Annotated in this window: 19 protein-coding genes; 6 read left to right on the top strand and 13 right to left on the bottom strand. The window is 44.5% G+C overall.

Annotated features, from left to right (window positions below; translation table 11 throughout):
• Positions 1–3 precede the first annotated feature (3 nt).
• Complete coding sequence (locus ACVW0P_RS08635; RefSeq protein ID WP_457131706.1) at positions 4–684, top strand: arylesterase; 681 nt, start codon at positions 4–6, stop codon at positions 682–684.
• Positions 685–904: 220 nt separating this feature from the next.
• Here the strand turns inward: ACVW0P_RS08635 and ACVW0P_RS08640 are convergent, their stop codons facing one another.
• The 3 genes from ACVW0P_RS08640 to ACVW0P_RS08650 form a co-directional block, all read right to left on the bottom strand.
• Positions 905–1,231 (bottom strand): GIY-YIG nuclease family protein, encoded by a 327-nt coding sequence (locus ACVW0P_RS08640; protein ID WP_457131707.1) that lies wholly within the window; start codon positions 1,229–1,231, stop codon positions 905–907.
• A 96-nt stretch (positions 1,232–1,327) separates the two neighbouring features.
• Entirely contained in the window at positions 1,328–2,605 is a 1,278-nt protein-coding gene (gene fucP, locus ACVW0P_RS08645; protein WP_457131708.1) for an L-fucose:H+ symporter permease, read from the bottom strand.
• A gap of 50 nt (positions 2,606–2,655) precedes the next feature.
• Positions 2,656–3,816: a glycoside hydrolase family 172 protein gene (locus ACVW0P_RS08650; protein ID WP_457131709.1), complete on the bottom strand. Its 1,161-nt coding sequence runs from the start codon at positions 3,814–3,816 to the stop codon at positions 2,656–2,658.
• A 141-nt stretch (positions 3,817–3,957) separates the two neighbouring features.
• Here ACVW0P_RS08650 and ACVW0P_RS08655 point away from each other — a divergent pair, with 141 nt between their 5' ends.
• A complete protein-coding gene (locus ACVW0P_RS08655) occupies positions 3,958–5,283 on the top strand; it encodes a DEAD/DEAH box helicase (RefSeq protein ID WP_457131710.1) in 1,326 nt (441 codons plus the stop codon).
• Positions 5,284–5,645: 362 nt separating this feature from the next.
• On the opposite strand, the gene ACVW0P_RS08660 is transcribed toward ACVW0P_RS08655, so the two are convergent.
• The 4 genes from ACVW0P_RS08660 to ACVW0P_RS08675 all read right to left on the bottom strand — a co-directional run bounded on the left by ACVW0P_RS08660 (position 5,646) and on the right by ACVW0P_RS08675 (position 8,053).
• Positions 5,646–5,876 carry a VF530 family protein gene (locus tag ACVW0P_RS08660; RefSeq protein ID WP_457131711.1) on the bottom strand — a complete coding sequence of 77 codons (231 nt, stop codon included), beginning with the start codon at positions 5,874–5,876 and terminating at the stop codon, positions 5,646–5,648.
• A 20-nt stretch (positions 5,877–5,896) separates the two neighbouring features.
• Complete coding sequence (locus ACVW0P_RS08665; protein WP_457131712.1) at positions 5,897–6,556, bottom strand: bifunctional 4-hydroxy-2-oxoglutarate aldolase/2-dehydro-3-deoxy-phosphogluconate aldolase; 660 nt, start codon at positions 6,554–6,556, stop codon at positions 5,897–5,899.
• Between the two features lie 121 nt (positions 6,557–6,677).
• Positions 6,678–7,151, bottom strand: a complete 474-nt coding sequence (locus ACVW0P_RS08670; RefSeq protein ID WP_457131713.1) for a DUF4920 domain-containing protein — start codon at positions 7,149–7,151, stop codon at positions 6,678–6,680.
• Between the two features lie 293 nt (positions 7,152–7,444).
• The gene (locus ACVW0P_RS08675) at positions 7,445–8,053 is read right to left on the bottom strand and encodes an alpha-ketoglutarate-dependent dioxygenase AlkB family protein (protein ID WP_457131714.1); all 609 of its coding nucleotides are present in this window, start codon (positions 8,051–8,053) and stop codon (positions 7,445–7,447) included.
• 61 nt (positions 8,054–8,114) lie between these two features.
• Between ACVW0P_RS08675 and ACVW0P_RS08680 the strand changes: the two genes are divergently transcribed.
• Positions 8,115–8,339, top strand: coding sequence for a hypothetical protein (locus tag ACVW0P_RS08680; RefSeq protein ID WP_457131715.1), 225 nt, complete (start codon positions 8,115–8,117; stop codon positions 8,337–8,339).
• Positions 8,340–8,422: 83 nt separating this feature from the next.
• On the top strand, positions 8,423–9,295 hold the full coding sequence (locus tag ACVW0P_RS08685) for an alpha/beta fold hydrolase (RefSeq protein ID WP_457131716.1): 873 nt from the start codon (positions 8,423–8,425) through the stop codon (positions 9,293–9,295).
• On the opposite strand, the gene ACVW0P_RS08690 is transcribed toward ACVW0P_RS08685, so the two are convergent.
• The 6 genes from ACVW0P_RS08690 to ACVW0P_RS08715 form a co-directional block, all read right to left on the bottom strand.
• Positions 9,279–10,430: a GAF domain-containing sensor histidine kinase gene (locus tag ACVW0P_RS08690; RefSeq protein ID WP_457131717.1), complete on the bottom strand. Its 1,152-nt coding sequence runs from the start codon at positions 10,428–10,430 to the stop codon at positions 9,279–9,281. The genes ACVW0P_RS08685 and ACVW0P_RS08690 overlap by 17 nt on opposite strands.
• 190 nt (positions 10,431–10,620) lie before the next feature.
• Positions 10,621–13,041, bottom strand: a complete 2,421-nt coding sequence (locus tag ACVW0P_RS08695; RefSeq protein ID WP_457131718.1) for a PAS domain-containing protein — start codon at positions 13,039–13,041, stop codon at positions 10,621–10,623.
• Positions 13,042–13,318: 277 nt separating this feature from the next.
• Positions 13,319–15,493: a TonB-dependent receptor gene (locus ACVW0P_RS08700; RefSeq protein WP_457131719.1), complete on the bottom strand. Its 2,175-nt coding sequence runs from the start codon at positions 15,491–15,493 to the stop codon at positions 13,319–13,321.
• A 56-nt stretch (positions 15,494–15,549) separates the two neighbouring features.
• On the bottom strand, positions 15,550–15,855 hold the full coding sequence (locus ACVW0P_RS08705; RefSeq protein WP_457131720.1) for a DUF6660 family protein: 306 nt from the start codon (positions 15,853–15,855) through the stop codon (positions 15,550–15,552).
• A gap of 40 nt (positions 15,856–15,895) precedes the next feature.
• Positions 15,896–18,271, bottom strand: a complete 2,376-nt coding sequence (locus tag ACVW0P_RS08710; RefSeq protein ID WP_457131721.1) for a GAF domain-containing protein — start codon at positions 18,269–18,271, stop codon at positions 15,896–15,898.
• 118 nt (positions 18,272–18,389) lie between these two features.
• Positions 18,390–19,004, bottom strand: coding sequence for a phosphatase PAP2 family protein (locus ACVW0P_RS08715; RefSeq protein WP_457131722.1), 615 nt, complete (start codon positions 19,002–19,004; stop codon positions 18,390–18,392).
• A 124-nt stretch (positions 19,005–19,128) separates the two neighbouring features.
• On the opposite strand from ACVW0P_RS08715, the gene ACVW0P_RS08720 reads away from it, so the two are divergent.
• On the top strand, positions 19,129–20,385 hold the full coding sequence (locus ACVW0P_RS08720; protein WP_457131723.1) for a Pycsar system effector family protein: 1,257 nt from the start codon (positions 19,129–19,131) through the stop codon (positions 20,383–20,385).
• A 2-nt stretch (positions 20,386–20,387) separates the two neighbouring features.
• Complete coding sequence (gene ppk1, locus ACVW0P_RS08725; protein ID WP_457131724.1) at positions 20,388–22,427, top strand: polyphosphate kinase 1; 2,040 nt, start codon at positions 20,388–20,390, stop codon at positions 22,425–22,427.
• Position 22,428 lies beyond the last annotated feature (1 nt).

Consider the following 22,428-nt stretch of genomic DNA (forward strand, 5'->3'; position numbering starts at 1 on the left):
ACCATGCTTACTAAACTTAAAATAGCTTCGGCACTTGCGTTAACTATCACTCTCGCAAGTTGTGGCAGCAAACCAACAACAACAGATGCTACCGCTGGGGATACCACTAAAACAGCCGCCGCCGATCCATCCACCAAAAGCATTTTAGTTTTTGGCGATAGCTTAAGCGCCGGGTATGGTTTGGATGATCCGTCTGAATCTTACCCGAGCGTGCTGCAAACCAAAATAGATTCGGCAAAGCTGCCATATACCATCATCAACGGCGGCTTAAGCGGCGAAACATCTGCCGGGGGCAAAGGCCGCATAGATTGGCTTTTGAAACAGCACATAGACGTGTTTGTGCTCGAACTTGGCGCCAACGACGGCCTGCGCGGCATTCCGGTAAAAGAAACCGAGCAAAACCTGCAAACCATTATCGACCGTGTAAAAGCGAAATACCCAAAAGCCAAACTGGTGATGCTGGGCATGCAGGTACCGCCAAATATGGGCGCCACTTATGTAACGGATTTTAAAGAGATGTTCCCTAAACTGGCTACCAAAAACAACATGGCGCTGGTACCATTCCTGCTGCAAGACGTTGGCGGCGTGCGCGCCCTAAACCAAAAAGATGGCATCCACCCTACTGCCGCCGGCGCCAAGATCCTGGCAAGTAACGTTTGGGAAGTGATGAAAGGGGTTTTGTAGGGAGGTCGTCTACTGGTCAGTCATTGCGCCATTAAATCCGGCGTCATTGCGAGGTACGAAGCAATCTCTTTAGGACATTCCCGTAAGCCAATTGTCATTGAGCAAATCATCATGCCCCTCGCCTCGCGCAAGATTAGCGCAGTGTATCTTGTGTGAAAACACGTAGTAAGCTTTCAGCTTGCGCTGCAAGTCTCCCCGCGCGAAGTACGAAGTAATTTCTTTAGGACATTTCCCGTAAGCCAATTGTCATTGAGCAAACCATCATACAAATCCCTCCATTCCGAATTACAGAAACTATCAGACCGATCTTACTTTGCCTGCTACCTCCTTTGATTAACTTCTCGGCAGCGATTGCCTCTTCTATGTGCGAATAGAAACAATAATAAACCAACTTACCACAATTATACCTGGCAGTAAAACTTTTAGGATAAGTTTTGTTTTGATGATCCCAAACACGACTAATTAAATCAGAAGTAACTCCTGTGTAGAAAACAGCATGTTGTTTGTTGGTCACGATGTACACACAACCACCTCGTTGCATAACCATATTTAATGCTTGTTGTATAATTGTCCTGAAGAGATTGCTTCGTACCTCGCAATGACGTGGTTTTTAATTTTCAGCTCGGGCCGGCAACAACTCATATTAATGCCCCTGCACCATCTCCACCTTCTTCACCTTCAAATTTCGCAGGGCGAACCAAAGGATCATGACGAAACAAACGCCGGGTACGACGTAGGCAACCTGAATGTTTGATGCATCAGAGATGCGGCCCATTATTGGCGGTAATACCGCGCCACCTACTATCCCCATAATTACTAAAGATGACCCGAGCTTTGTTTGTGGGCCTAAGTCTTTTATGGTTAATGAGAATATGGTTGGGAACATGATTGACATGAAGAACAGCACCGCCATCAGCACATAAACAACACCTGCGCCATGCAAGGTAACCGCAACTGCGATAAGCCCGATGTTGATAATGGCATAGGTAACCAACAGCTTAACCGGGTTAAATACAAGCATCAAAGCCGTGCCCGAGAGCCTGCCTAACATAAATAGTAATAATGCAATACTTAGTAACGTTGCCGCGCGGTGCTCGCCGAAACCGCCAACATGCTCGCTGTAGCGGATAAAAAAGCTGGTTACACAAGCTTGGCCGCCTACGTAAAAGAATTCGGCCAATACGCCCGACATTAAGTGCTTATTTTTGATTAGCGCGGCTATCCTGCCAAACAATGGTTTGTTTTCAATTTCTTTTAAGTCAGCCGACTCTTCTTTAATGGTTGGGAACGTGGTACGCCATACCAAAATTGCAACCAGTAACACCACTATGCTGATGATAACGAACGGCAATTGTACCGATGAAGCCTCGTGGTTTAAGTATGATTCGAGTTTGGCCGGTGGCATGGCCTCTTCCTGAGCAGCCGTTAAAACAGTTCCCGATAGGATAAACGTACCGCCGATGTATGGTGCAAATGCCGCCGCCATACCGTTAAATGTTTGTGCCAGGTTAATGCGGATGGTAGAGCTTTTTGGATCGCCAATTAAAGTTATAAGCGGGTTTGCGGCTGTTTCTAAAAACGCCATCCCCGAGAATACAACAAACAATGCCCCTAAAAAGAACGCGTAGTTACGCACCGCGGCGGCAGGGTAAAATAACATCGCCCCTACCGAAAATAGCAGCAAGCCGAATATGATGCCACCCTTATACCCATACTTTTTCATGAACTGCGCTGCCGGGATAGGCAACAAAAAGTAAGCGATGTATGATGCAGAATCTATCAATGATGATTGGAAATCTGTCAACTGGCAGGCTTTTTTTAAGTGCGGGATCAGGATGGGGTTAAGGTTAAGGGCAAATCCCCAGATAAAAAACAGGGAGGTGATAAGCGCTACGGCCGCTAAGCTTTTGTCTTTTGACATTGTATCAGTTAAATTTTTGTTTGATGATTGGTGGGCTGAATATAAATGTTTTAATTTACTTCCAGCTCATCTTTAGCGGGCAATTTGGGGAACGGCCCGTGCTGGCCCTGCTGGTACCAAAACACTACCGATGCAATATCATCCTGCAAAGGCATATACCTGCCCCCGCTTTTCCAGCCCAGTGCCTGTATGGTCACTTTCAGGTTTTTCTCGAAACGGATTGGGTCGGTAATATGCCACCTATACATGCCAAAGCGCTGGGCCACATTGTATAAGCCATCTCCGCGTATCACCTGCGGCAGGCCGGTATAGGGGCCGCTAAACTCGGTATAGTTACGGGTTTCGCTGCCATCCGCGTTCTTTTTGCGGGTTTCAAAATTATACGATCCACAAAAATAATCTTCAGTCCCGGTGCCAATAATAGTTGGGAATTTGGTATCGCCATCCATAAAAAACTTTATCTCGCCCTCGCCCCACCAGCCGTTTTTATTAGAGCCATAGGCCAGGTAAGTGCCCACATACTGGCCCTTGCCCCGTATGCTATCAACCAATACATAGTCCTTTTTGTACGGCAGCGGGTTTATCCGGCGAAACTGTGCGTGGAAATAGGCGGCATCATCCGGCACCTTGGTAAGCGTATAATCTACCTGGTAATACAGCACCATATCTTCGTCATCAATATTCTCCATGGTGATGCGGCACTTTTTACGGAACGGCATTGGCCAGTAGCAGTTAAACGCGCTGCCCGGGTTTACCACCACTGCCAGCGAAGTTACCGGCGCGTATTTACCCCAGCCCATACAAAAGAAATCGCCAACGGGGCTCTCTACCGAGGGTGTTGCCTCATCATCCCAATAAAAGCGGATAATAGCGTTGCTCCAATTGCCGGTAGGCGTCATCCAGATATGCTGTATGGCACCCTCGCCGTTAATTTCGGCAACGGTGTAGGTAGTATGTTTTTTGATGACGACGCTTGGGCTTACTTTCCAGGTTTGGCCAAGGTCTCGCGAGGCGCCCGCGCCGGTCCCCGTGGTGGCCATGCCGCCTTTGCCTTTTTCGCCATTGAAGTTTTCAGGGCTGATAGAGCGGCTTACAGCGTCAGACGTTCGGTAAATATTGCCCATGCCGGCATCCAGGCCGTTAAATTTTTGTTGTGCGTGTGCATAGGTAAAGATGCAAAGCACCAATGCCAACAGTAAAAGCTTTTTCATAAATCACAGCAGGTTTAGTAAACTAAAGTAATAAATATCTGCCTACTAAAACAAGATAGGCACGCAACAGCACTGGTTATTACAGCCTTTATCTTAAAAGCGGGATGGTTTTGGTATCTTTGCGCTCTTTATATTTTTGAAATGGCGTGGGCAGATAAATTTAAGCTAAATAAGCAACTAATAAAATCGGTAACTGAAGCAGGGTTTAGCAACCCTAAAGAAATGCAGTTGAAAACACTTAACCGCATTATTGGCGGGCAGGATGTGGTAGCTGTTGGCCCCGAGGGCTGCGGTAAAACTACCGTGCTTGTTTTGGCTACCCTTAACCGTTTTAAACACAGTGCCGATGGTACGCCCAAAGCGATTGTGCTTGCGCCCGACCAGGAAAAAGTATTTGAGATATTGGAACAGTTTGACAGGCTGAACCGTAATAAAACCATCCGTATTGTAAGCCTGCACCCCGGCCAAACTACCGAGCAAAACATGGACGACCTCGCAGAAGGAGCTGACATTGTGGTGGCTACTCCCGACAGGGCGCGTGCTATTTACCTGAAGCTTGGGTTAAACTTGAACAAGGTAGATTTCTTCGCGGTGGATGATGCGCAGCTTATCGTTAAAAAAGGCTTGCAACTCCCTGTTGTAGAACTGGCTAACAGCATTGGCCGCGCGCAGCGACTGGTATTTACCGAGGTAATGCACGCCAAACTGGAGAAAATGATAGCACCCTTTATGTTGGAGCCAGCTATTGTGGAGGTTGAGGAGATGCCGGACGAGCAGCTACCTGTTCACCCGCAGATGCTTTACCATTTACCAAACTTTGGTACTAAAATAAACTTATTGAACTTGTTCTTACAAGATGAGGAGTTATTTACCAAAACCGTAGTTTTTGCCAATACCCGCCTCACTGCAGAGACGATCTATAAAAGCCTTAACAATAAGTTACGTAAAACTGTAGCGATGATAAACCCGCTATCGTTTGAATACAACAAGGTGAACGATGTAGACGAGTTTAAAGCTAACAGCGGCCTGCGCGCGCTTATTGTAGCCAACGAAGGCACAGCGGGTATAGATGTTACGGGCATCCCGTTCATTATTCACCTGGACCTGCCTGCCGAAAAAGAGGTTTACATAAAGCACGTTGAAAACCATGGTGTTGATGCCAATGATGAAACCTTAGCTTTAACCTTTATTACCGATCTGGAACTTGACCAGGTGCGCAAAATTGAGCAGACCACCGGCCAAAAAATGCAAAAAGCGGACCTGCCCGATGAACTGGTAGTGGAGAAAGACCGCAAGCAAAAGGAAGAGGAAAAAGAGCAGGCCAAAACAAAAAAACATACCAAACCAGATCCTAACCAATACGTACCCGGCGAAGCTTTCCACGAGAAGAAACCGGAAAATTCAAAAACATATAATTACAGTTCGGGCACCAAGGCCAAGATGAACATGAAGAAGAAACACGGGTAGGCTTTTCTATTCCCTGCCCCAGAGAGGGATGTGGCGGCGGTGTAGTAAAGCTGTTGTTGATTGTCACCAACAACTATTCGCCATGCTTATTAACCTTGCATTATTAATTATTGGTGGCAACACCAACAATGGCAGATTATACTTATAAATCAGGTGTCTCACGGTGTACCATTTTTTAAAAAATACAACACCTCATAAAATTGTTTAACTTATTGTAATATAAATATTTGAGTGCTTTTATATTACTTTATACTTTAAGTAAAGTTAAAATTCATAAAAACGCAATCATTTGTATATCAACATCTTGGATTAGTGTCCCACACCTTTGTCATAAAAAATGGGACAGTACAAAAATTAAGCAATTAACTATTTTCTATCTCCTTATAAAATTCAATATACAACTCTTCTACCTTGGTACGTGCCCATGGGGTTTTACGCAGAAATTTCAAACTGGAGTTTAAGCTTGGGTTATCCAAAAAACAATTGATGCGGATACGGTAACCCATTTCGGCCCAACCCAGGTGGGCTACCAAAGCTTTCAAGATGGCCTCTAATGTTTTGCCGTGCAGCGGGTCTTTTGATTGTTGCTCCATATAGCGCAAAGGTAAGTTATTTATTTGCTCAGCTGAACCAACTCCAGCGCTTTAAGAGTATCATTATATAACTGGCTGTAGAGCCTTTTATCAAGCACGTTACCACTTATCAACTTACTCCCCATACCTACCGCGCACGCACCGGCCCGAAACCACGCTGCAATATTGCCTGCCTCTATCTCTACCCCGCCGGTAGGTATAAACAATTGCCCGGGGAACAGGTCCCTGATGGATGATATAAAATCTGGGCCAAGGATATTAGCGGGGAAGATCTTGATGAGTTTTGCGTGGTATTGCTGCGCCACATGGATCTCGGTTGGCGTCATACAACCGGGGATATAGAGCAAGTCGTAGTTATTGGCAACCAAGGCAACCTCGTTATCAACAACCGGCGACACTATAAAATCGGCACCGGCATCTATAAAAGCTTCTGCTTCTAACCCTGTTTTGATGGTACCGATACCCAGGTACAGGTCGGGCATATCTTTAGATACCCTTTGTTTGATTCTATAGAGGTTGCTCAGGGCCTCTTTGCCCCTGTTGGTGTACTCAAACACCCTAACGCCGGCATTGTACATAGCACGGATGATCTCGAAGCTTACTTCAGCATCCTCATAAAAAAACAATGGCAACATCCCCTGCGACAAAATGCTATCTAATACTCTTTCTTTTTTGCTCATGCTTATATCCATTTGATGATCCCGGTGTTGGCTGAAAGTAAATATCAACCCACATAATGCCAATAAAACAAAAAAAGCCTATAATTTCTTACAGGCTTTAATATCCGGTTATTCTATTTATCTATTTTACCACCAAAACGCCATCTGCCATTATCGAGATGTCTTTCTTCGGCGTATTGATCATGGCTATCTCTTCTTTTGTTTTACCGGCATCTGCGGCGTAGTGTTTTAAACGCTCAACCGAAGTTTCTTTCACTTTGGCCTTACCCGCTACCACTACCGTTTTGCCCACGATGTTTTGCGGCATAAAGTAGGCGTAATCTGTAAACTGCACCATAATTGGCGTACCGTTAGCTTGCTGTAATTTCATAAAGCAGCCTTTCTTCTTGCAAACCTCAACCACAGTGCCGGTAATTTTACCATTGTAAACGCTGTCGCTGGTAAGCGTTGTGTTCAATGCTTCGGTGCTTACAGCGTTGTCGGCCGTAACTGTTTTACCATAACTAACACCGGCATCGGCAAGTTTAATGGCACTTTGTGCAAATGTGATGGCGGTAAAGCCAAGGCATAATGCTAACAGGATCAATTTCTTCATATTAAGGTTTTTATGATGTTCTCTTCACAAAAATAACACTTTATTTTAATTTCCATGTGGCCCTTCTAAATAAGCCATCCACGGTAAACACAAAATTATTATGACAAATTCTTTATTTATATAAATCCCATTAATATTTGATTATAAGTAGTTTATTATCGTACATTTCTTAATAGTTAAGACAGGTTTTTACGGTTTTAATGATAGGTAATTTTGTCATGCGGCGAAAATGAAACTTTTTTTGACGACGATAGATTCTGCGTTATCGCTCGGGACGACAGAACGAAATGCGGTTAACTTATTACCCTAAACGTTAAATTTATCCGCTCCTTTATTGCTTTGATTGATTTAGGCACCTGGTGTTCCCAGTTGTGCTGCAGGTCGCCTTTCATGATCAGGAGCGAGCCGTTCTCCAATTCTACCGAGTGCTTCAACTTATGGTCTTGTTTGTGCCTTACATCAAACCTGCGCATCTGGCCAAAACTAACGGAGGCTATTATAGGGTTTATACCCAGCTCAGGTTCATCATCGGCATGCCAGGCAACAGAATCATTGCCGTTGCGATAATCGTTCAGCAAAACGCTGTTAAATGTTATACCTGCGGCTTTGTCAACCCGTTGTTTAATGAACAGCAATTCTGATGTCCAAGGATAAGGGTCGTACTTTTTGCCGCTAAAAGCGTAGGTTTTACTATTATCACCATACCAGGCTGTTAACCGGGGCGTGTTAAGCAGCTTACCATACATCCGGATGGTTTCCTGTTTCCATTGGATAGAGGCCTTTAACTTTTCCAGCAGGTCGGCGCTTTCCGCGGGGCTAAAGAAGGTTGGGCGATAATCCATTAATTCTAAAGGGAGGTTGGGGCTCTGCCCTCCCCCGTCAAAAAAACTCAGTTGCTCCATTATAATTAGTAACAGTTTTTCGGCACGGAAAGTGTTATAAAACACTAAAAAATAATAGCATATGAGTTCGGCATTTGTAAAAGAGGGCGAAGCCCAGTGGCTGCACGAGATAGGCCCATCTATGACTGCCCTGCTGGTTTTTCTGCGACACGAAAACGGCGGGTTAAGAATCTATGAACGTAAAAACTACTATAACCCTACCGAAGGGCGCGACGTTTACCAGATGAGCGACGGACTTAGCTACGCCAAAAATGACGAAGGCAAGTGGTACATTGTGTGGGATTGAAATGTTAAAATAGGTTAAACGGTAACTGCATATTATCTATTTTGATTTTTTTGCGCTATCGTTGTATCACACAAACCTACACTATGAAAATTTTACGCCTGTCACTATTACTATTTGTATGCCCATTTGTTTTTGCATGTAATTCGCCACATAAGAAAATCAACCTTACCTCAAAAGTTAGCCTGATAAGTAACGGCGTAAGGATAGATTATACGGATACAGGCCGCGGCGACACCACCCTACTATTTGTGCACGGCTGGGCTATCAATAAAACCTACTGGGCCGACCAGGTGGCGCACTTCGGCAAAAGGTATCGGGTTGTTACCATTGATCTGCCGGGCTTCGGAAAATCGGGTAAAAACCGCACCAAATGGAACACCGCCGCTTACGGGCAGGATATCAAAAATGTAATGAATCAGCTCGGCCTTAAAAATGTGATATTGGTTGGGCACTCTATGGCAGGCAGTATCGTTTTGCAGGGTGCCGTCGACGCGCCGGAGAACGTAATAGCGCTGGTTGGGGTTGATAACTTTAAATCGGTAGGTATCGCATCCGCGGATAGTGTAAAGGACAAACAGGAATATGCGAAGGCGATTTCCGCCATGAAAAAAAACTTTAAGGCTGTAGCATTCGATTGGTTTAACCAGGGGCTGTTCTATAAAACCACCAGCAAGGCTATTAAAGTTAGGATCTTGAACGATGTTGCCCATACCGATTCTACCATTGCCATTGCCACACAGGAGTGGGATAATTTTAATGATGCGGCGATGCTTTTAAAAGCGAAAAAGAAACTCTTTCTTATCAACAGCGATTACCAGCCGACTGATACTACAGGTTTGGTCGCAAAAAAGATTCCGTACAAATTACTGATCATACATGATACGGGCCACTTCCCGATGGTTGAGAAGCCACAGGAATTTAATAAACTGTTGGACCAGGTTATTGCCGGTTTGTAATACTAACAGAATCGCCCATATCAATATCAACCACGGCATTCTTTTTAATAGAAAAAACAAATACAGCGCCTTCGCCGATGCGTGATTCGGCGTGGATTTTCCCATCCAGTTTTCCTACCAATAGCTTAACAGTGTGCAAACCAAGGCCGTTGCCCATTTTATTAAAGCGATCTAACGCGTTAAGAGTAACAGCTTTCTCGAAAATTTTGTCGAGGTCTTTCTCGGCAATACCCATACCGTTATCGGTAACTTTAAAATGGTAGGTATCCCCCTCCTCTTTAAACAATATTTTGATAACACCTTTTTCTTTATCGTTATATCTAACCGCATTGGTTAGTAGGTTAAGAAAGATCTGCTCGAGCGCCACGTTAGAACAAATAAGTTCGTGCTCGTTAAGGGGCACGTTTATGGTGATGTTTGCAGGTACATCAACCAACTCTATTACATTTCTTAAAAGTACGTTCAGTTTTAACGTTTCCTGGTTTGATAATAAGCTTGATGGCTGGCTTGAATAGTCCAGCATGTTATCTACCAGAGTAAGCAATCTTTTAGATGCGTTTATGGTTAACCCGGCAAGGCTGCGGCTTTTATGGTCGCCCGTATTTTGCAGGCGCATTTGCAGTGCCTGCGAGGTAAGTAAAATACTGCTTAGTGGGTTTTTAATATCGTGCGCTGCAGTTGAGGCAAATTTCTGGATGAACATATTTGCTTCCAGCAGGTCTTCGTTGCTTTTTTGCAGACTGCTTATTTTGCGGCGAAGTTCCATTTGGTTTAACACCTGTTTGGCTAACACCTGCAGGGCTTTCAATTGTTTTTCGCTAAGTTCTTTTGGTTCGCGATCTATAACGCAAAGGGAACCTAATGCATGGCCATCCTCGTTAAGCAACGGCACGCCGGCATAAAAAACCACTTTTTCATCACCGGTTACAAAAGGGTTATTGCTAAAGCGCTCATCTTTACGGGTGTCTGTTATAACCATTACTTTATTTTTGCTGACAATGGTATGCGCGCAAAAGGCATATTCTTTTGGTGTTTCGCTACCCTCAAAACCGTACTTTGATTTAAACCACTGGCGCTTGTCATCAATAAGGCTGATAAGTGCGATTGGGGTTTGGCAAATTTCTGAAGCAAGCATGGTAAGCTACTCAAAGTCGTCTTCTGGTGACGTGTCGAGAATATTATACGAAGCCAACGATGCCAAACGTTCGCTTTCGTTCTCCGGTAAGGGATAAGATGGCGTACTCAATAGTTTTTAATTAGACTATAAATGTACACATTATAAAATAACCCTTCGGTTTACGAAAGGTCATTTCTTACAACTTGTGTTATTTTAACGGTAGGGTAAACCAAAAGGTACTTCCTTTGCCTAATTGGCTGTCTACACCTATATCCCCGCCATGCTTCCTAACAATTTCGGCACTTATATAAAGGCCTAGGCCCAATCCCGAGTTTTGGTAGCCGGAAGCATCTGTACGATAATAACGCTCGAAAAGATGTTTCAGTTTAGTTTCGGGGATGCCCGGGCCTGTATCTATAACAGATATTTTAGCCATTCCTCCTTTTTTTTCTATCTTAAAGATGATGTCTTTTGAATTTGGCGCGTACTTCACCGCGTTGTTCACCATGTTTACAATTACCTGGTCTACACGATGCTCATCCGCGTGGATCTGTAACTTTTCGTCGCCATGAATGATCAGGTCATGCTTTCCCGCGGCGCGTACATGGTTGCAACATTGGGTAAGCATGTGGGCGATGGTAAACGTTGTTTTCTCCAGCTTAAGTTGCCCCTCGTTCATGCGACTAAGATTAAGCAAGTCCTCTATTAGGGTGCTGATCTTATCCATGCTGCGATTGCTTTGCTCTATAAGCTTAGTCATAATTTGAGCCGAAGGATCATCCTTTATCCTATCCATCAACTGCAGTGCCGCTTTAAGGCTGGTAACGGGTGTTTTTAGTTCGTGGCTGGCAATGCTAATAAAATCGTCCTTTTGCTGGTCGTACGCTTTGCTTTCGGTGATGTCAATAAGTATGCCCGCCATTGTTTTCGGCTTACCATCATCATAGTAAACTTTCCCCGTAGACCGGATCCATCTTGGTTTACTACCATCGGCAGGGTTCACCAGGTACTCTATATCGAAACTCTGCTGGGTCTTAATCGCGTTTTGGATCACGTCGTTCACCCTACCTGCGTGGCCGACGTCAATAAGTTTGTAAGAACCTTTAAATGTCACCTCCTCCTGTGGCAACAAGCCATTAATTTTTTTTGCCTGATTAGACATGAAGAGCTTATCCGTCGTTAAATCTACCGACCATGTACCCATCTCGGCCGAATCTATCGCTTGTTTTAAAGTATCCCTGGCCTTTTGCAATTCATCTCGCGCATTTACCTGCTCAGTGATATTTAATACTGTTGTTAAGATAGCCTCTACGTTCCCGTCCTGATCAAACAACGGGTCATATGCAAAATCAATTACATAATTAACCTCGCCCAGTGCGGTCTTCAACTGTACATCTATTTCAGGGATGGCTAATCTTTCGCCGGTATTGAATACATTATCCAGCATTTTGGGGAACGGCTGGTTGATGATCTCGGGGAACACATCCAATAGTTTTTTGCCGAGGGCTTGTTGCGGGGTTCGTCCCCATATTTCGTACATAGGGTCGTTGGCAATTTCGATCACCATTTCCCTGCCGCGTAAAACCGTCATCCCTATCGGGGCGGTCATAACCATACTGTTTAGCCTGTTTTTACTATGCTCAATCTTTTGGCGGGCGGTTACCTGCTCGGTAACTTCAATCCCAATCACCATAATGGCACTAACCTTGCCTTCGGCATTTCGCAAAGGTTCGTAAACAAAATTTACAAACACCTGCTCAGGCAAGCCATTGCGAATCAGCGACAATTCATGTTCGCTGGCAATAAAAGCTATGCCCGACTTAATAACATCGTTCATTACCGGCGTATAAGCCTCTGCCGCTTCGGGCACCGCTTCCCAAATGGTTCGGCCTTCCATCTCATGCCTATGCTTTCCCACCAGTTCAAGATAGGCATCGTTTACATCCTGTATCCACAAGTCGGCTGCGCGGATAATACAGATACCTACCGGTGCTTGTGTAATTACTGACCGCAGGCGCGCTTCGTTTTCAAATAACGTGCTGTTTAAGATATTCATTATCTCCTGCGACTCGGCAAGTTCCTCGTTGGTAACGGTAAGTTCTTCTATGGTAGATGCCAGCTCTTCGTTTGAAGCGCCTAATTCTTCGTTAGCTGCAGCGAGGTCCTCGTTGGTCGATGCCAGTTCTTCATTGGCTGCCTGTAAATCTGACTCCAGTTCCAGTTCGCGCTGGCGGCTCAGGTAACGGGCAGTAACATCAATAGCAGTATGCAGTACACAAATGGCCTTACCCGTGCTATCGGTTATGGCCTTGTATTCAAAATCAAAATAAAAGGGCTGTAGTTTTCCGTTTACCACCAGGTCGGCACGGGTGTCGCTGCCTGATATGGTTTTACCTGTGTGAAGTACACTTTGCAATAGGCCCAAAAATGGCTGGCCTTTTAATTCGGGTAAGGCATCTTCAATGGGTTTGCCTATTACCGCGCGGTCTTTACCCCAAAGAGCTATCATCGCATCATTAGCGGTTTCGATGATCATCTCATCGGTGCTGTGGATAGCAGTAGCTGTTTTTGCCTGGGTCAATACTTCAAGCAGTAAATCGCTGCTAAAATGGCTTGGATAAGTGCTCATTCAAATATGATGATGGATCTTGTAAAGTTAATTTATAAAAGTTGTATCAGGGGGCTAATCACTCGGGCGCAAAAATACCGCCAAAGCTTATCACCAACAAATATTATAGCTATAGGTTTTAAACAACCTAAAATGTTAAGGTAAATCAGAAAGTGGTTCCTTTACCCAATTCACTTGTTGCACCAATTTTACCGCCGTGTTGCGCACAATTACCGAACAAATGTACCATCCTAAACCCACCCTTAGTATTGTATCTCCGAGTAATCGGCACGATAATTTAAAGTTTCAATTTAACCCCGCCGTTAATTACAAACCCATCCAACGGCGCGTAAATATCCCTGAACACGGGGTTGCTGATGCTGCCTGTATAAATACTATCGAACTTTGTTTGGCGGGTATCGGTCAAATTTTCGAAATTGACGAATACCGAAAATCGCTTCCAGATCCGCTCGGCCATAAGCCCGGTTGTCCAGTAGGCTTTACCCATAGCGCCATCGTTTAGTTTCTGCGGACTAAAGTAATAAGCCTCGGCCCCTATCTTCCAGGTATCCTCTATCTCAAACATCAGCACATTGTTTAAGCGGTGTTTTGATACCAGCGTGTAGCTGCTTATGGTGTTACCTATGAGTTGGGTAACATCAGCATAAGTGTAACCTATTAATAGCTTAAAGTTGGCATAGGTTACCTTTACGTTCGTTTCTAATCCTTTGGTGTTAAGGTCGCCGGGGGGCTGTTGGTATTGCAGGTTACCATTGGCTAATTGGGTAAGCAATATGGGATGCGCTATACGGGTATAAAAGAACAATTGGTTGATGCTGAAGCTACCCTTACCATCTAAAATTGCCGTGCGATAGTTGATGTCGTAATTGGCGCCGTATGACCGCTCGGCACGGGTATTGGCAACATCTAAAGGCAGCACATTGCGGAACTGGATCCGCTCGGCATCTTCGGTAAATACATTAGGGCCTTTGTAACCAAGGCCACCACCAAGGCGGGTAGACAAGTGCGGACTGATCTTCCATAACCCGGAGAGCTTAGGCAAAAACATAAAACCGTATTGATTATGGTAGTCACCGCGGATGCCGGTTTCAAGTGTAAAAGTTTTGCTAATATTCCAGGTGTTTTGGATGAACCCGCCAATAGTATTGTTTCGATAACTGCGCAAAGGGAAACTGCTGTTAGTGTCCTCATTAAATTTATCCGTCAGGAAATTAAGCCCAAACACCCAATCGGCCCTGGCCGTGTTGCTGATGTAATTAGCCTCGGAATAAGTAGACAACTGCTCGCCCGAGAAGCGGTAGCCCGGCAGGTTTATGGTACGGTCGTAAAAGCTAACGCTGTTTTTGAGTATGAGCTTTTGAGTGCCGTTTAGTTTGTGCACCAACTCGGCCTGGGTGCTGTAGCGGCCGGTTTTATTTTCCTCGAAGTAAAAATGCGCGGGGTCGTTGTCGCCTTGTATATAGTGCAGATCGCCGCCTATACGGTTCTCTAACGTGGCGTTGATGCCGGCGGTTAGGGAAGTTTTATCGTTGAAGTAAAAGTACAGCTTGGGGTTTAGCGTATAGCGGTTAAATTTGGGGATGGCCGTCAAATCGATATCCGATGGATCATAAGCTGTACCGTGGTTATAGGCCGCGTAAACAGAAGCGCCTGTCTTTTTAAACTTTTGAGCATAAAATATACTGGCATCTAACCCCAAAGCCGATGTACCGTTCAACAATAAGTTTAACTGCCGTTCTTCAGTTGGTATTTTTGATACCAGGTTTACCAGCCCGGCAATTGCGCCGCCGCCGTACAGGGTAGACGATGAACCTTTTATCACTTCTACTTGTTTCAGATCTAACGGGGCAACCTGCAGCAAACCCAGGCCACCCGAGAAACCGGAGTACAAAGGAAAACCATCGCGGATGATCTGCGTGTATTTACCATCGAGCCCCTGGATGCGGATACTGGAGTTACCGCTTGTGGCCGATGTTTGCTGGGTTTGGATACCTGTACTTTCGGCCAATACCATTCGGATATCGCCGGGTTTCATATTGCTTTTTTCGTCCAGTTCCTCACCGGATATTACCTCTACCCTGGTAGGGATATTGGCAATAGTGCGACTGCTGCGCGTGGCAGATACCACCACTTCATTTAGTTCGTTTTCTTCGGCTTGCAGCAAAATCACCATTGGTTGTTCCCCGGTAAACGGGAAGTTGAGCGTATCGGTTCTGCTAACGTAACCAACGTAACGGAAATTGATTATTTGTTTTCCAGCGGGAATATTAATTAAGGTGACTATCCCCGCCGTATCGGCAGTAGCGGCAATGGTTGTACCCTGTATTTTTGAAGTGGCACCAATAAGCGGCAGATCTGTTGCCGCATCTTTTAAAACGGCTTTAAATGTGTTTTGGGAATATACTGTAACAGTACAAAGCAGTGCTGCAATAAGCACAAGAAGTTTTTTCATGTTTTGTAATTAGAATTAATACTTAATGGCGACCCATATAGGGTCTTTGGTTAGTATTAACCTAATTTTGGCGGCTGCCATATAGCAAGCACCACATCCTTAACATTGGGTTGCTGATAAGCCGGGTAACTTTGCATCAGTTTAGCAGAATTTGCCGGTAAGGTAATGGTTGCGGTTTTGGCAACGGTGAAACCCGCGCAGGTACCACAAGAGAAGAATGGCGAGCAGCCCGCGCAATCTTTGGCTTTACTTGCAGCACCTTGCTCCGTTTTAACGCCCGCGTCGCAATCGCTATCTGTACAGCAAGGCTTTACCGATAGAAAAAAAACAACAAATGAAAATAGGATGCAAAACAGTTTCACAACGCAAAAGTATCATTTTAAATTTACGTGGGTAATTAAGTTACATGGCAAGCGTGGTGCCTTCCTGCAACAGTTCGGTATAGGTATAAAATTTGCGGAGCGGCAAGCTGGTATTGTAGAAAATTTTTACCCGCATAGCCTTTAAGCCAAATACGCCTTGCAGGTCCTCCACCTCAAGTAGTTCTACTTCGCTATCCAGCATGTTTTTGGTTTGCAGGAAACGGATATAATTAAGGTATTCTACCTCTTCCTCGTGGTTAGAGTACACGATGGTAAGTTTGCCAACCGTTGTAAGGCGGTCGGTAGTGCCTTTTATAAAGGCCTTGTCTATCCTTTTTTTAACGATCTCGAACCGGGCGTTATACGTACCATCTACATCAAATCGTTTTTCATCCATCCGGAAACGGATAGACATTGGCAGGCTGAACACCAATATTAGCGAAGTAACATCAAGCGGATAAGGCAGGTTGCTTTTCATAAAATAATGTTCAAGTTCCATCTCGCAAAGCACTTGTAATTGCCATAAGCGCAGGTTGTACAGGCTACTCATATTAAATGCCTTACCGGGGGCTATCGACGCCCCTATGTACATGTTGTGTTCTATACCATCCGTTTTAAAGCGTTCAAAATAATGCGGGTATGCTTCCTGTGCCTGTAGTTGCGCCCTATCCAGCAATTGGGCCATCTTCTCGTTTATAAGCGATACGGTGGTTTCGTACTTGCGGCGATTTTGGTGAAAATCGCCCTGCTTATCTGCTTTTTCGAAGTAATTATCAATGGCGGCTTTATCCCTTACCGGCAGGTCACAAGCTTCTTTTAATAATGGGTTGATATGCGTTTCCAGGTAATTCTGGATATGCTGCTCGGTATCGGCCCGGAGAGAATTTTGCACATCCATAACCAATTCTTGCAGGTTACGCACGTTTTGCTCCAGGTTATCATCATTTACCTGCCCCTTTAGGTGCTCTACAATAGGGATAAGCGCCGTTAGCTGATCCTGCAGATCTAATTGTACACTGTGGTTGCGGGTATCAGATGATCCTTTAATATCTATTTGACCATAAAGCGGGTACACATCATGGAAACTTACTTCCTTTAAGGCGTATTCCTTTTTAAGGGTTTTATTTTTAATGAATTTTACCGCTTCTTTTTTAAACTTCCAGTAAACGCTTGGGTGGATAGTTGTGTATTCGTCTTGTATAAGCGCCTGCACCTGGTTTTGCATATTGGTGTATTGCTTATCAATGGTATCGGTAATGTAAGGCATTACTATCTCCAATTGATTAGCGTTAATGCTGTTCAGTTCGCCAATATTGGAAGATACCAGTTCTATAATACCCAGTAGGTGCCCGTTCTTAACCACGGGGGCCAATATCATACTTTGTATTCCCTGGTCAACAAAGCGCTGCGCCATGATGTTCTCCGGTTCTTCCTTTAAAAACTTGCCAATATCAGATACCGCGAAGTATGTGCGCTCTTCTACCAGTTGCACCAGCCAGCGCACACATATATCGTCAAAGCACTGCTCTTCCATATCTTCCGGCAGTAAAAAGCTCCTTAGTTTTGGGTTGAATGTGGCTTTGGTGAAAGTATTATCAGCATCATTAAAAGACGTAAAACCAACTTTCAGGTCGGCTATCTTATATATGGAACGGAAGACTTCTATAATGTTAGTTCTCAGATCTGCGCTATAATCCGCGCCAAGTAATGTGCCTTTTAACGATGATACCGCATTCTCTACCGTTGCATCAAACAGGTTTATCATGGCAAAGCCCCTCAAAACCCAGCTATCTGCAGGGAAGTATTTTTTCCAAAGGCTAATGTCGGTGTAGTTATCACGAAGCAACTCAATATCTTGCGGCGTAAGCACGGGTGCGCCCGGTGCAGGCTCCACGTCCATAAAATCGGCATTGTATAGTATGCGGTAATGTTTCATCACCCCTTTTGCATCGGGGATGTCATAAAACCATGGGCGGGCGAAATTGAAATTGGTTCCGTAAAATTCGTTTAGGATAATACAGCAGCTGCTTACATAAACCTGGTGCTCTGTAAAATCCCTAATGTTAATACCAAACGCGTCGCCTGCCTCTCCCAATATCTTTTGCAAGCGATCAGTCTGGTTAAAAAGCATATCCTGGAAAGGAACGGTAATGGCTTTGATCTCATTATTGGTTAATGCCTCGGGGAAAATATCTGCAGTAAGGCGTTTAATAAGGCCGGCGTGTGCTTCAATTTGGGCAGCCTCAGTCATGCCGTAAATCAGTTCGGGGTATGGGGCTACCTCATCAAGTAACTCCTGCGCAAGTGCAGACCGCATGCCGTTATTTAAAGCGGCTTGTTCTTTCAACCGGTCTATCAGTATGTGAAATGATATCCGGATCTGGAACGGGCTATCTGCAAATGGTTTAAGGGTCATATATTATTAAATGGCATTAACTGCCATGTCAAAAATTCGAAAGCAAATTTAGCTATTATATTAAACAGAACATTTTATTAAAAAATGTTTATGACTTAATATAACGTTACACAGGCGTTTAGCGCCTTATGCCCCGCAACAACAACGCCGTATCTACACCAATTGATGCACCAGCGGCTACATCGGTAGGGTAATGTTCGCCAAGGTACATTCGTGAATAACTCACCGAGCCTGCCCACAAAAACGCGGGGGCTATAACATACCATTTTGGATACGCATTTGATAATGCCATGGCCGTAGAGAATGTACTTGCCGCATGCCCGGACGGGAACGAGGTGCTGCTTGCCCTGTAAACAGGCACAATATTAATATTCTGCACAAAAGGCCTCGGGCGTTTTACTAAGTGTTTTAATAACAACATCACCCCGTATGATATGGCCGTACTGCTGGCCACATAAAGCGAGTTTTGGCGCATTTGCTTGTCGTTAGTTACAATACCACCAACCAACAATACAGCGGGCACACCAACGTCGCCATATTTATAGGTGCGCGATAAGAACAGCATCACATCTGTTTGGGGCGGCGAGCGGTGATCTTGCAGATCGAGCATTATTCTGTCATCAAACTGTTGAATTTGGTTCTGTGCTACCGATTTAAAAGCCCCCGGCAAAGCTGTAATAAGCTGTATAACAACAAATACAGGAAGGAAGTATTTATTACAGATGAACCCCATGAATGCGCGGCTAAAAATTTAACTTTATATTTACCAAAGTAAATAATATTTACGGCGCAAAAGGTCAGACACGGGTAATAAAAACGTGTTAGGCATAACAGCTTTTTACATCTAAACGCACATCATGAACTACCCCGAGTTACTGCACCAGATCAGGGAATACGCGTTATCGTATTACAAGGCACACGGCGATGATAAATTATACTACCACGATAAAGGCCACACCGAAGGCATGGTAGCTGCCGCTATGCAAATTGGCAACCACTACCAGCTTAACGACCGCGACTTTTTTATTGTACAGGCTACCGCGTGGTTCCATGACCTGGGCTACATGGTTGATATGGAACACCATGAAGCACAAAGCGCGGTGCTTGCAGAAAACTTTTTGCAAAAACAAAACGTGCCCGGGGCCGATATTGCCGATGTAAAAGGGTGTATAATGGCAACTAAAATGCCGCAGCAGCCTAATACACTTTTAGATAAAATTATTTGCGATGCCGACCTGTTCCATTTAGGCAGCGATGACTTTGCCAAAAACGACAAGCGCCTTTTGAAAGAAGTTAGGGCCCTGCATAATCCCGACTTGAGTAAAAAAGACTGGCGCATAAAAAGCCTCAAATTTTTAGAAGGCCACCACTACCATACCGATTACGCGCAGGTTTTGCTAAACGATGGTAAGGACGCCAACATCAAAAAATTAAAAGATAAAATAGCATCAGACGAAGATAAACTTGCCCAAAAAGAAGAAAAAGAAACCGGAAAGTTCACACAAACCACGCAATTAGCCGATCACTCATCCCCTGCCGAACCTGAGGAAAAGAAGAAAGAAAGAAAGGAAGAACGCCCGGAGAAAGGTATCGAAACCATGTTCAGGATCAGCTCCAGCAACCATCAGCGTTTGAGCGACATGGCCGATAATAAAGCCCACATCATGATAACGGTTAACTCCATTATCCTATCGGCGGTTATCAGTTTATTACTGCGTAAACTTACCGAGTATGAATATTTGGCTATTCCAACCTTCATCCTGTTATCTATCAGTTTGCTGGCCATGACGTTCTCTATCCTGGCTACCCGCCCGTCTATCCCAACAGGTATTTTTCAACGCAGCGATGTTGACGAGAAGAAAGTAAACCTGCTTTTCTTTGGTAATTTTTATAAAATGCCTTTAGAAGATTACAAATACGGCATGGTAAAAATGATGGAAGATAAAGACTTTTTATATGGCAGTTTAATTAAGGATGTATATTTCCAGGGTGTGGTGCTCGGTAAAAAGTACCGTTTGCTACGTGTGGCTTACAACATATTTATGTTTGGGTTGATAGCTTCCGTAGTGGCATTTATCATTGCATCTGTTTTATATAACAACGGCCATAAATAAGCATGCTAAACCCAAAATACTTTAACAGGGACCTAAGCTGGCTTAGCTTTAACGGCCGTGTGCTGGATGAAGCCGGCTCTGCTGCCGTGCCATTGGTAGAGCGGATCAGGTTCCTGTCTATCTACTCGTCAAACCTTGATGAGTTTTACCGCGTGCGGATGCCTGTGCTTAGGGCCTTGAAAAACATCGGCCAAAAAGCAGACAATACTATTGATGCCAATGAGCAGGAAACCATCCTACAGCAAGCTATGGCCACCGTGCTCACTCAGCAAAAGCACTTTGGCCAGATCCTGACCACACAGCTTATCCCCGCATTAAAAGCTAATAAAATAAAACTCCTTTATAACGAAGAGTTGCCCCCAAGTTTGGAGAAAGATGTTGCAGATTATTTTCTGTCGGAGGTTTTGGCATTTTTACAACCGGTTGCGTTAAATGAGGATACCGAGTTTTTTCCGCAAAACAACAAACTGTATTTCGTAATTCAGCTGCGCGATGGTGAAGACGAAAAGTTGATGCTGCTTAACATCCCGTCGGATGAGTTGCCGCGTTTTTTCTCTACCAACTGCGATGGCGAGCAGTTTATTTGTTTTTTGGATGATATTATCCGCTTTAATCTTAACAAGCTCTTTAAAACCCAAACTGTGGAGGGTTGCTATAGCATAAAGATAACCCGCGATGCTGAGCTTGACCTGAAGGACGAATACCCCGGTGGTTTATCTGAACAGATAGAAAAACAGCTGCAAAAACGCGACAATGGGCTTGCCACGCGTTTTTTGCACCCTGCAAATATGCCGTTGCGCATTTTGCAGTTGATAGTACAACATCTTGGTTTAGAGAACGCAAGTAATGTACAGGGCGGCAGGTACCATAACCTGAAAGATTTTTACGACTTGCCGGTAAATAACCCCGCCCTGCTTTACGATAAATGGCCGGCTGTAAGCCTGCCTCTGCCAAACGATGAGCCGCTGGTGAACGCCATGGCAAAGCAGGACCTGCTGGTAAACGCGCCTTATCAATCGTATCATACCATATTGCGCTTTTTTAACGAGGCCGCTAACAACCCCGATGTAGAAGAAATAAACGTTACCCTTTACCGCGTAGCCAGCGATTCTAAAATTGTGAACGCGCTTATCAGCGCGGCAAAAAACGGCAAAAAGGTAAATGTGGTGGTAGAATTAAAAGCCAGGTTTGATGAGGCCAATAACCTAAAGTGGGCCAAAAAATTAAAGAACGCCGGTGCCGAAATTATTTACAGTGTAACCGCTTTAAAGGTACACGCCAAAGTAGCGTTGGTTAAAACCCGCAAGGGCGACCGCATCTCCTACTCGGGCCTGATGGCTACGGGTAACTTTAACGAGGGTACCGCCAAATTTTATACCGACCATATCCTGCTTACCACCAACCCCGATCTTTTACGCGAGGTGGAATTACTATTTATATTTTTAGCTAAACGCGAAAAACCAAAAGAGGATAACCAGATAAACTTTCAGCATTTGCTGGTCGCCGGTTTTAACCTTCAAAAAGGTTTTTTAAAGTTAATAGACCGCGAGATAGAACTGGCCACACAAGGCAAGCCCGCTTCCATAATCATTAAAATGAACAACCTGGAAGAAAGGGTGATGATAGATAAGCTCTATGAAGCATCACAGGCGGGGGTTAAGATCCAGCTTATTATCCGTGGTATTTGCTGTTTAATACCGGGCATAACAGACATGAGCGAGAACATCAGCATAAAACGTATTGTTGACCGCTACCTGGAACATGGCCGTATCTTCATCTTTAATAACAACGGCAACCCGGAAATTTTCATGGGCTCGGCAGACTGGATGAACCGTAATATTTACCACCGCGTAGAGGTTTGTTTCCCTATTTATGCCGATCATATCAAACAGCAATTAACAGCGCTGGTTAATTTACAACTGAGCGATAATGTACAGGCGGTTGAAATAGATAGTCATCTAAACCAAAACAAGCCCCAAATAACGGGCGAACGCTTGCAGTCGCAGCAGGCCATTTATCAATATTTAACCCCCGACAAATAGT

Source organism: Mucilaginibacter sp. UYNi724 (genome assembly GCF_054057495.1).

Excerpts from the sequence above, each read along its gene's own strand:
- ACVW0P_RS08710 (WP_457131721.1), bottom strand. The coding sequence starts at position 18,271 with ATGACCCTTAAACCATTTGCAGATAGCCCGTTCCAGATCCGGATATCA.
- ACVW0P_RS08660 (WP_457131711.1), bottom strand. The coding sequence starts at position 5,876 with ATGGAGCAACAATCAAAAGACCCGCTGCACGGCAAAACATTAGAGGCC.
- ACVW0P_RS08720 (WP_457131723.1), top strand. The coding sequence starts at position 19,129 with ATGAACTACCCCGAGTTACTGCACCAGATCAGGGAATACGCGTTATCG.
- fucP (WP_457131708.1), bottom strand. The coding sequence starts at position 2,605 with ATGTCAAAAGACAAAAGCTTAGCGGCCGTAGCGCTTATCACCTCCCTG.
- ACVW0P_RS08695 (WP_457131718.1), bottom strand. The coding sequence starts at position 13,041 with ATGAGCACTTATCCAAGCCATTTTAGCAGCGATTTACTGCTTGAAGTA.
- ACVW0P_RS08685 (WP_457131716.1), top strand. The coding sequence starts at position 8,423 with ATGAAAATTTTACGCCTGTCACTATTACTATTTGTATGCCCATTTGTT.
- ACVW0P_RS08675 (WP_457131714.1), bottom strand. The coding sequence starts at position 8,053 with ATGGAGCAACTGAGTTTTTTTGACGGGGGAGGGCAGAGCCCCAACCTC.
- ACVW0P_RS08715 (WP_457131722.1), bottom strand. The coding sequence starts at position 19,004 with ATGGGGTTCATCTGTAATAAATACTTCCTTCCTGTATTTGTTGTTATA.
- ppk1 (WP_457131724.1), top strand. The coding sequence starts at position 20,388 with ATGCTAAACCCAAAATACTTTAACAGGGACCTAAGCTGGCTTAGCTTT.
- ACVW0P_RS08640 (WP_457131707.1), bottom strand. The coding sequence starts at position 1,231 with ATGGTTATGCAACGAGGTGGTTGTGTGTACATCGTGACCAACAAACAA.
- ACVW0P_RS08635 (WP_457131706.1), top strand. The coding sequence starts at position 4 with ATGCTTACTAAACTTAAAATAGCTTCGGCACTTGCGTTAACTATCACT.
- ACVW0P_RS08700 (WP_457131719.1), bottom strand. The coding sequence starts at position 15,493 with ATGAAAAAACTTCTTGTGCTTATTGCAGCACTGCTTTGTACTGTTACA.
- ACVW0P_RS08690 (WP_457131717.1), bottom strand. The coding sequence starts at position 10,430 with ATGCTTGCTTCAGAAATTTGCCAAACCCCAATCGCACTTATCAGCCTT.
- ACVW0P_RS08665 (WP_457131712.1), bottom strand. The coding sequence starts at position 6,556 with ATGAGCAAAAAAGAAAGAGTATTAGATAGCATTTTGTCGCAGGGGATG.
- ACVW0P_RS08670 (WP_457131713.1), bottom strand. The coding sequence starts at position 7,151 with ATGAAGAAATTGATCCTGTTAGCATTATGCCTTGGCTTTACCGCCATC.
- ACVW0P_RS08650 (WP_457131709.1), bottom strand. The coding sequence starts at position 3,816 with ATGAAAAAGCTTTTACTGTTGGCATTGGTGCTTTGCATCTTTACCTAT.
- ACVW0P_RS08655 (WP_457131710.1), top strand. The coding sequence starts at position 3,958 with ATGGCGTGGGCAGATAAATTTAAGCTAAATAAGCAACTAATAAAATCG.
- ACVW0P_RS08680 (WP_457131715.1), top strand. The coding sequence starts at position 8,115 with ATGAGTTCGGCATTTGTAAAAGAGGGCGAAGCCCAGTGGCTGCACGAG.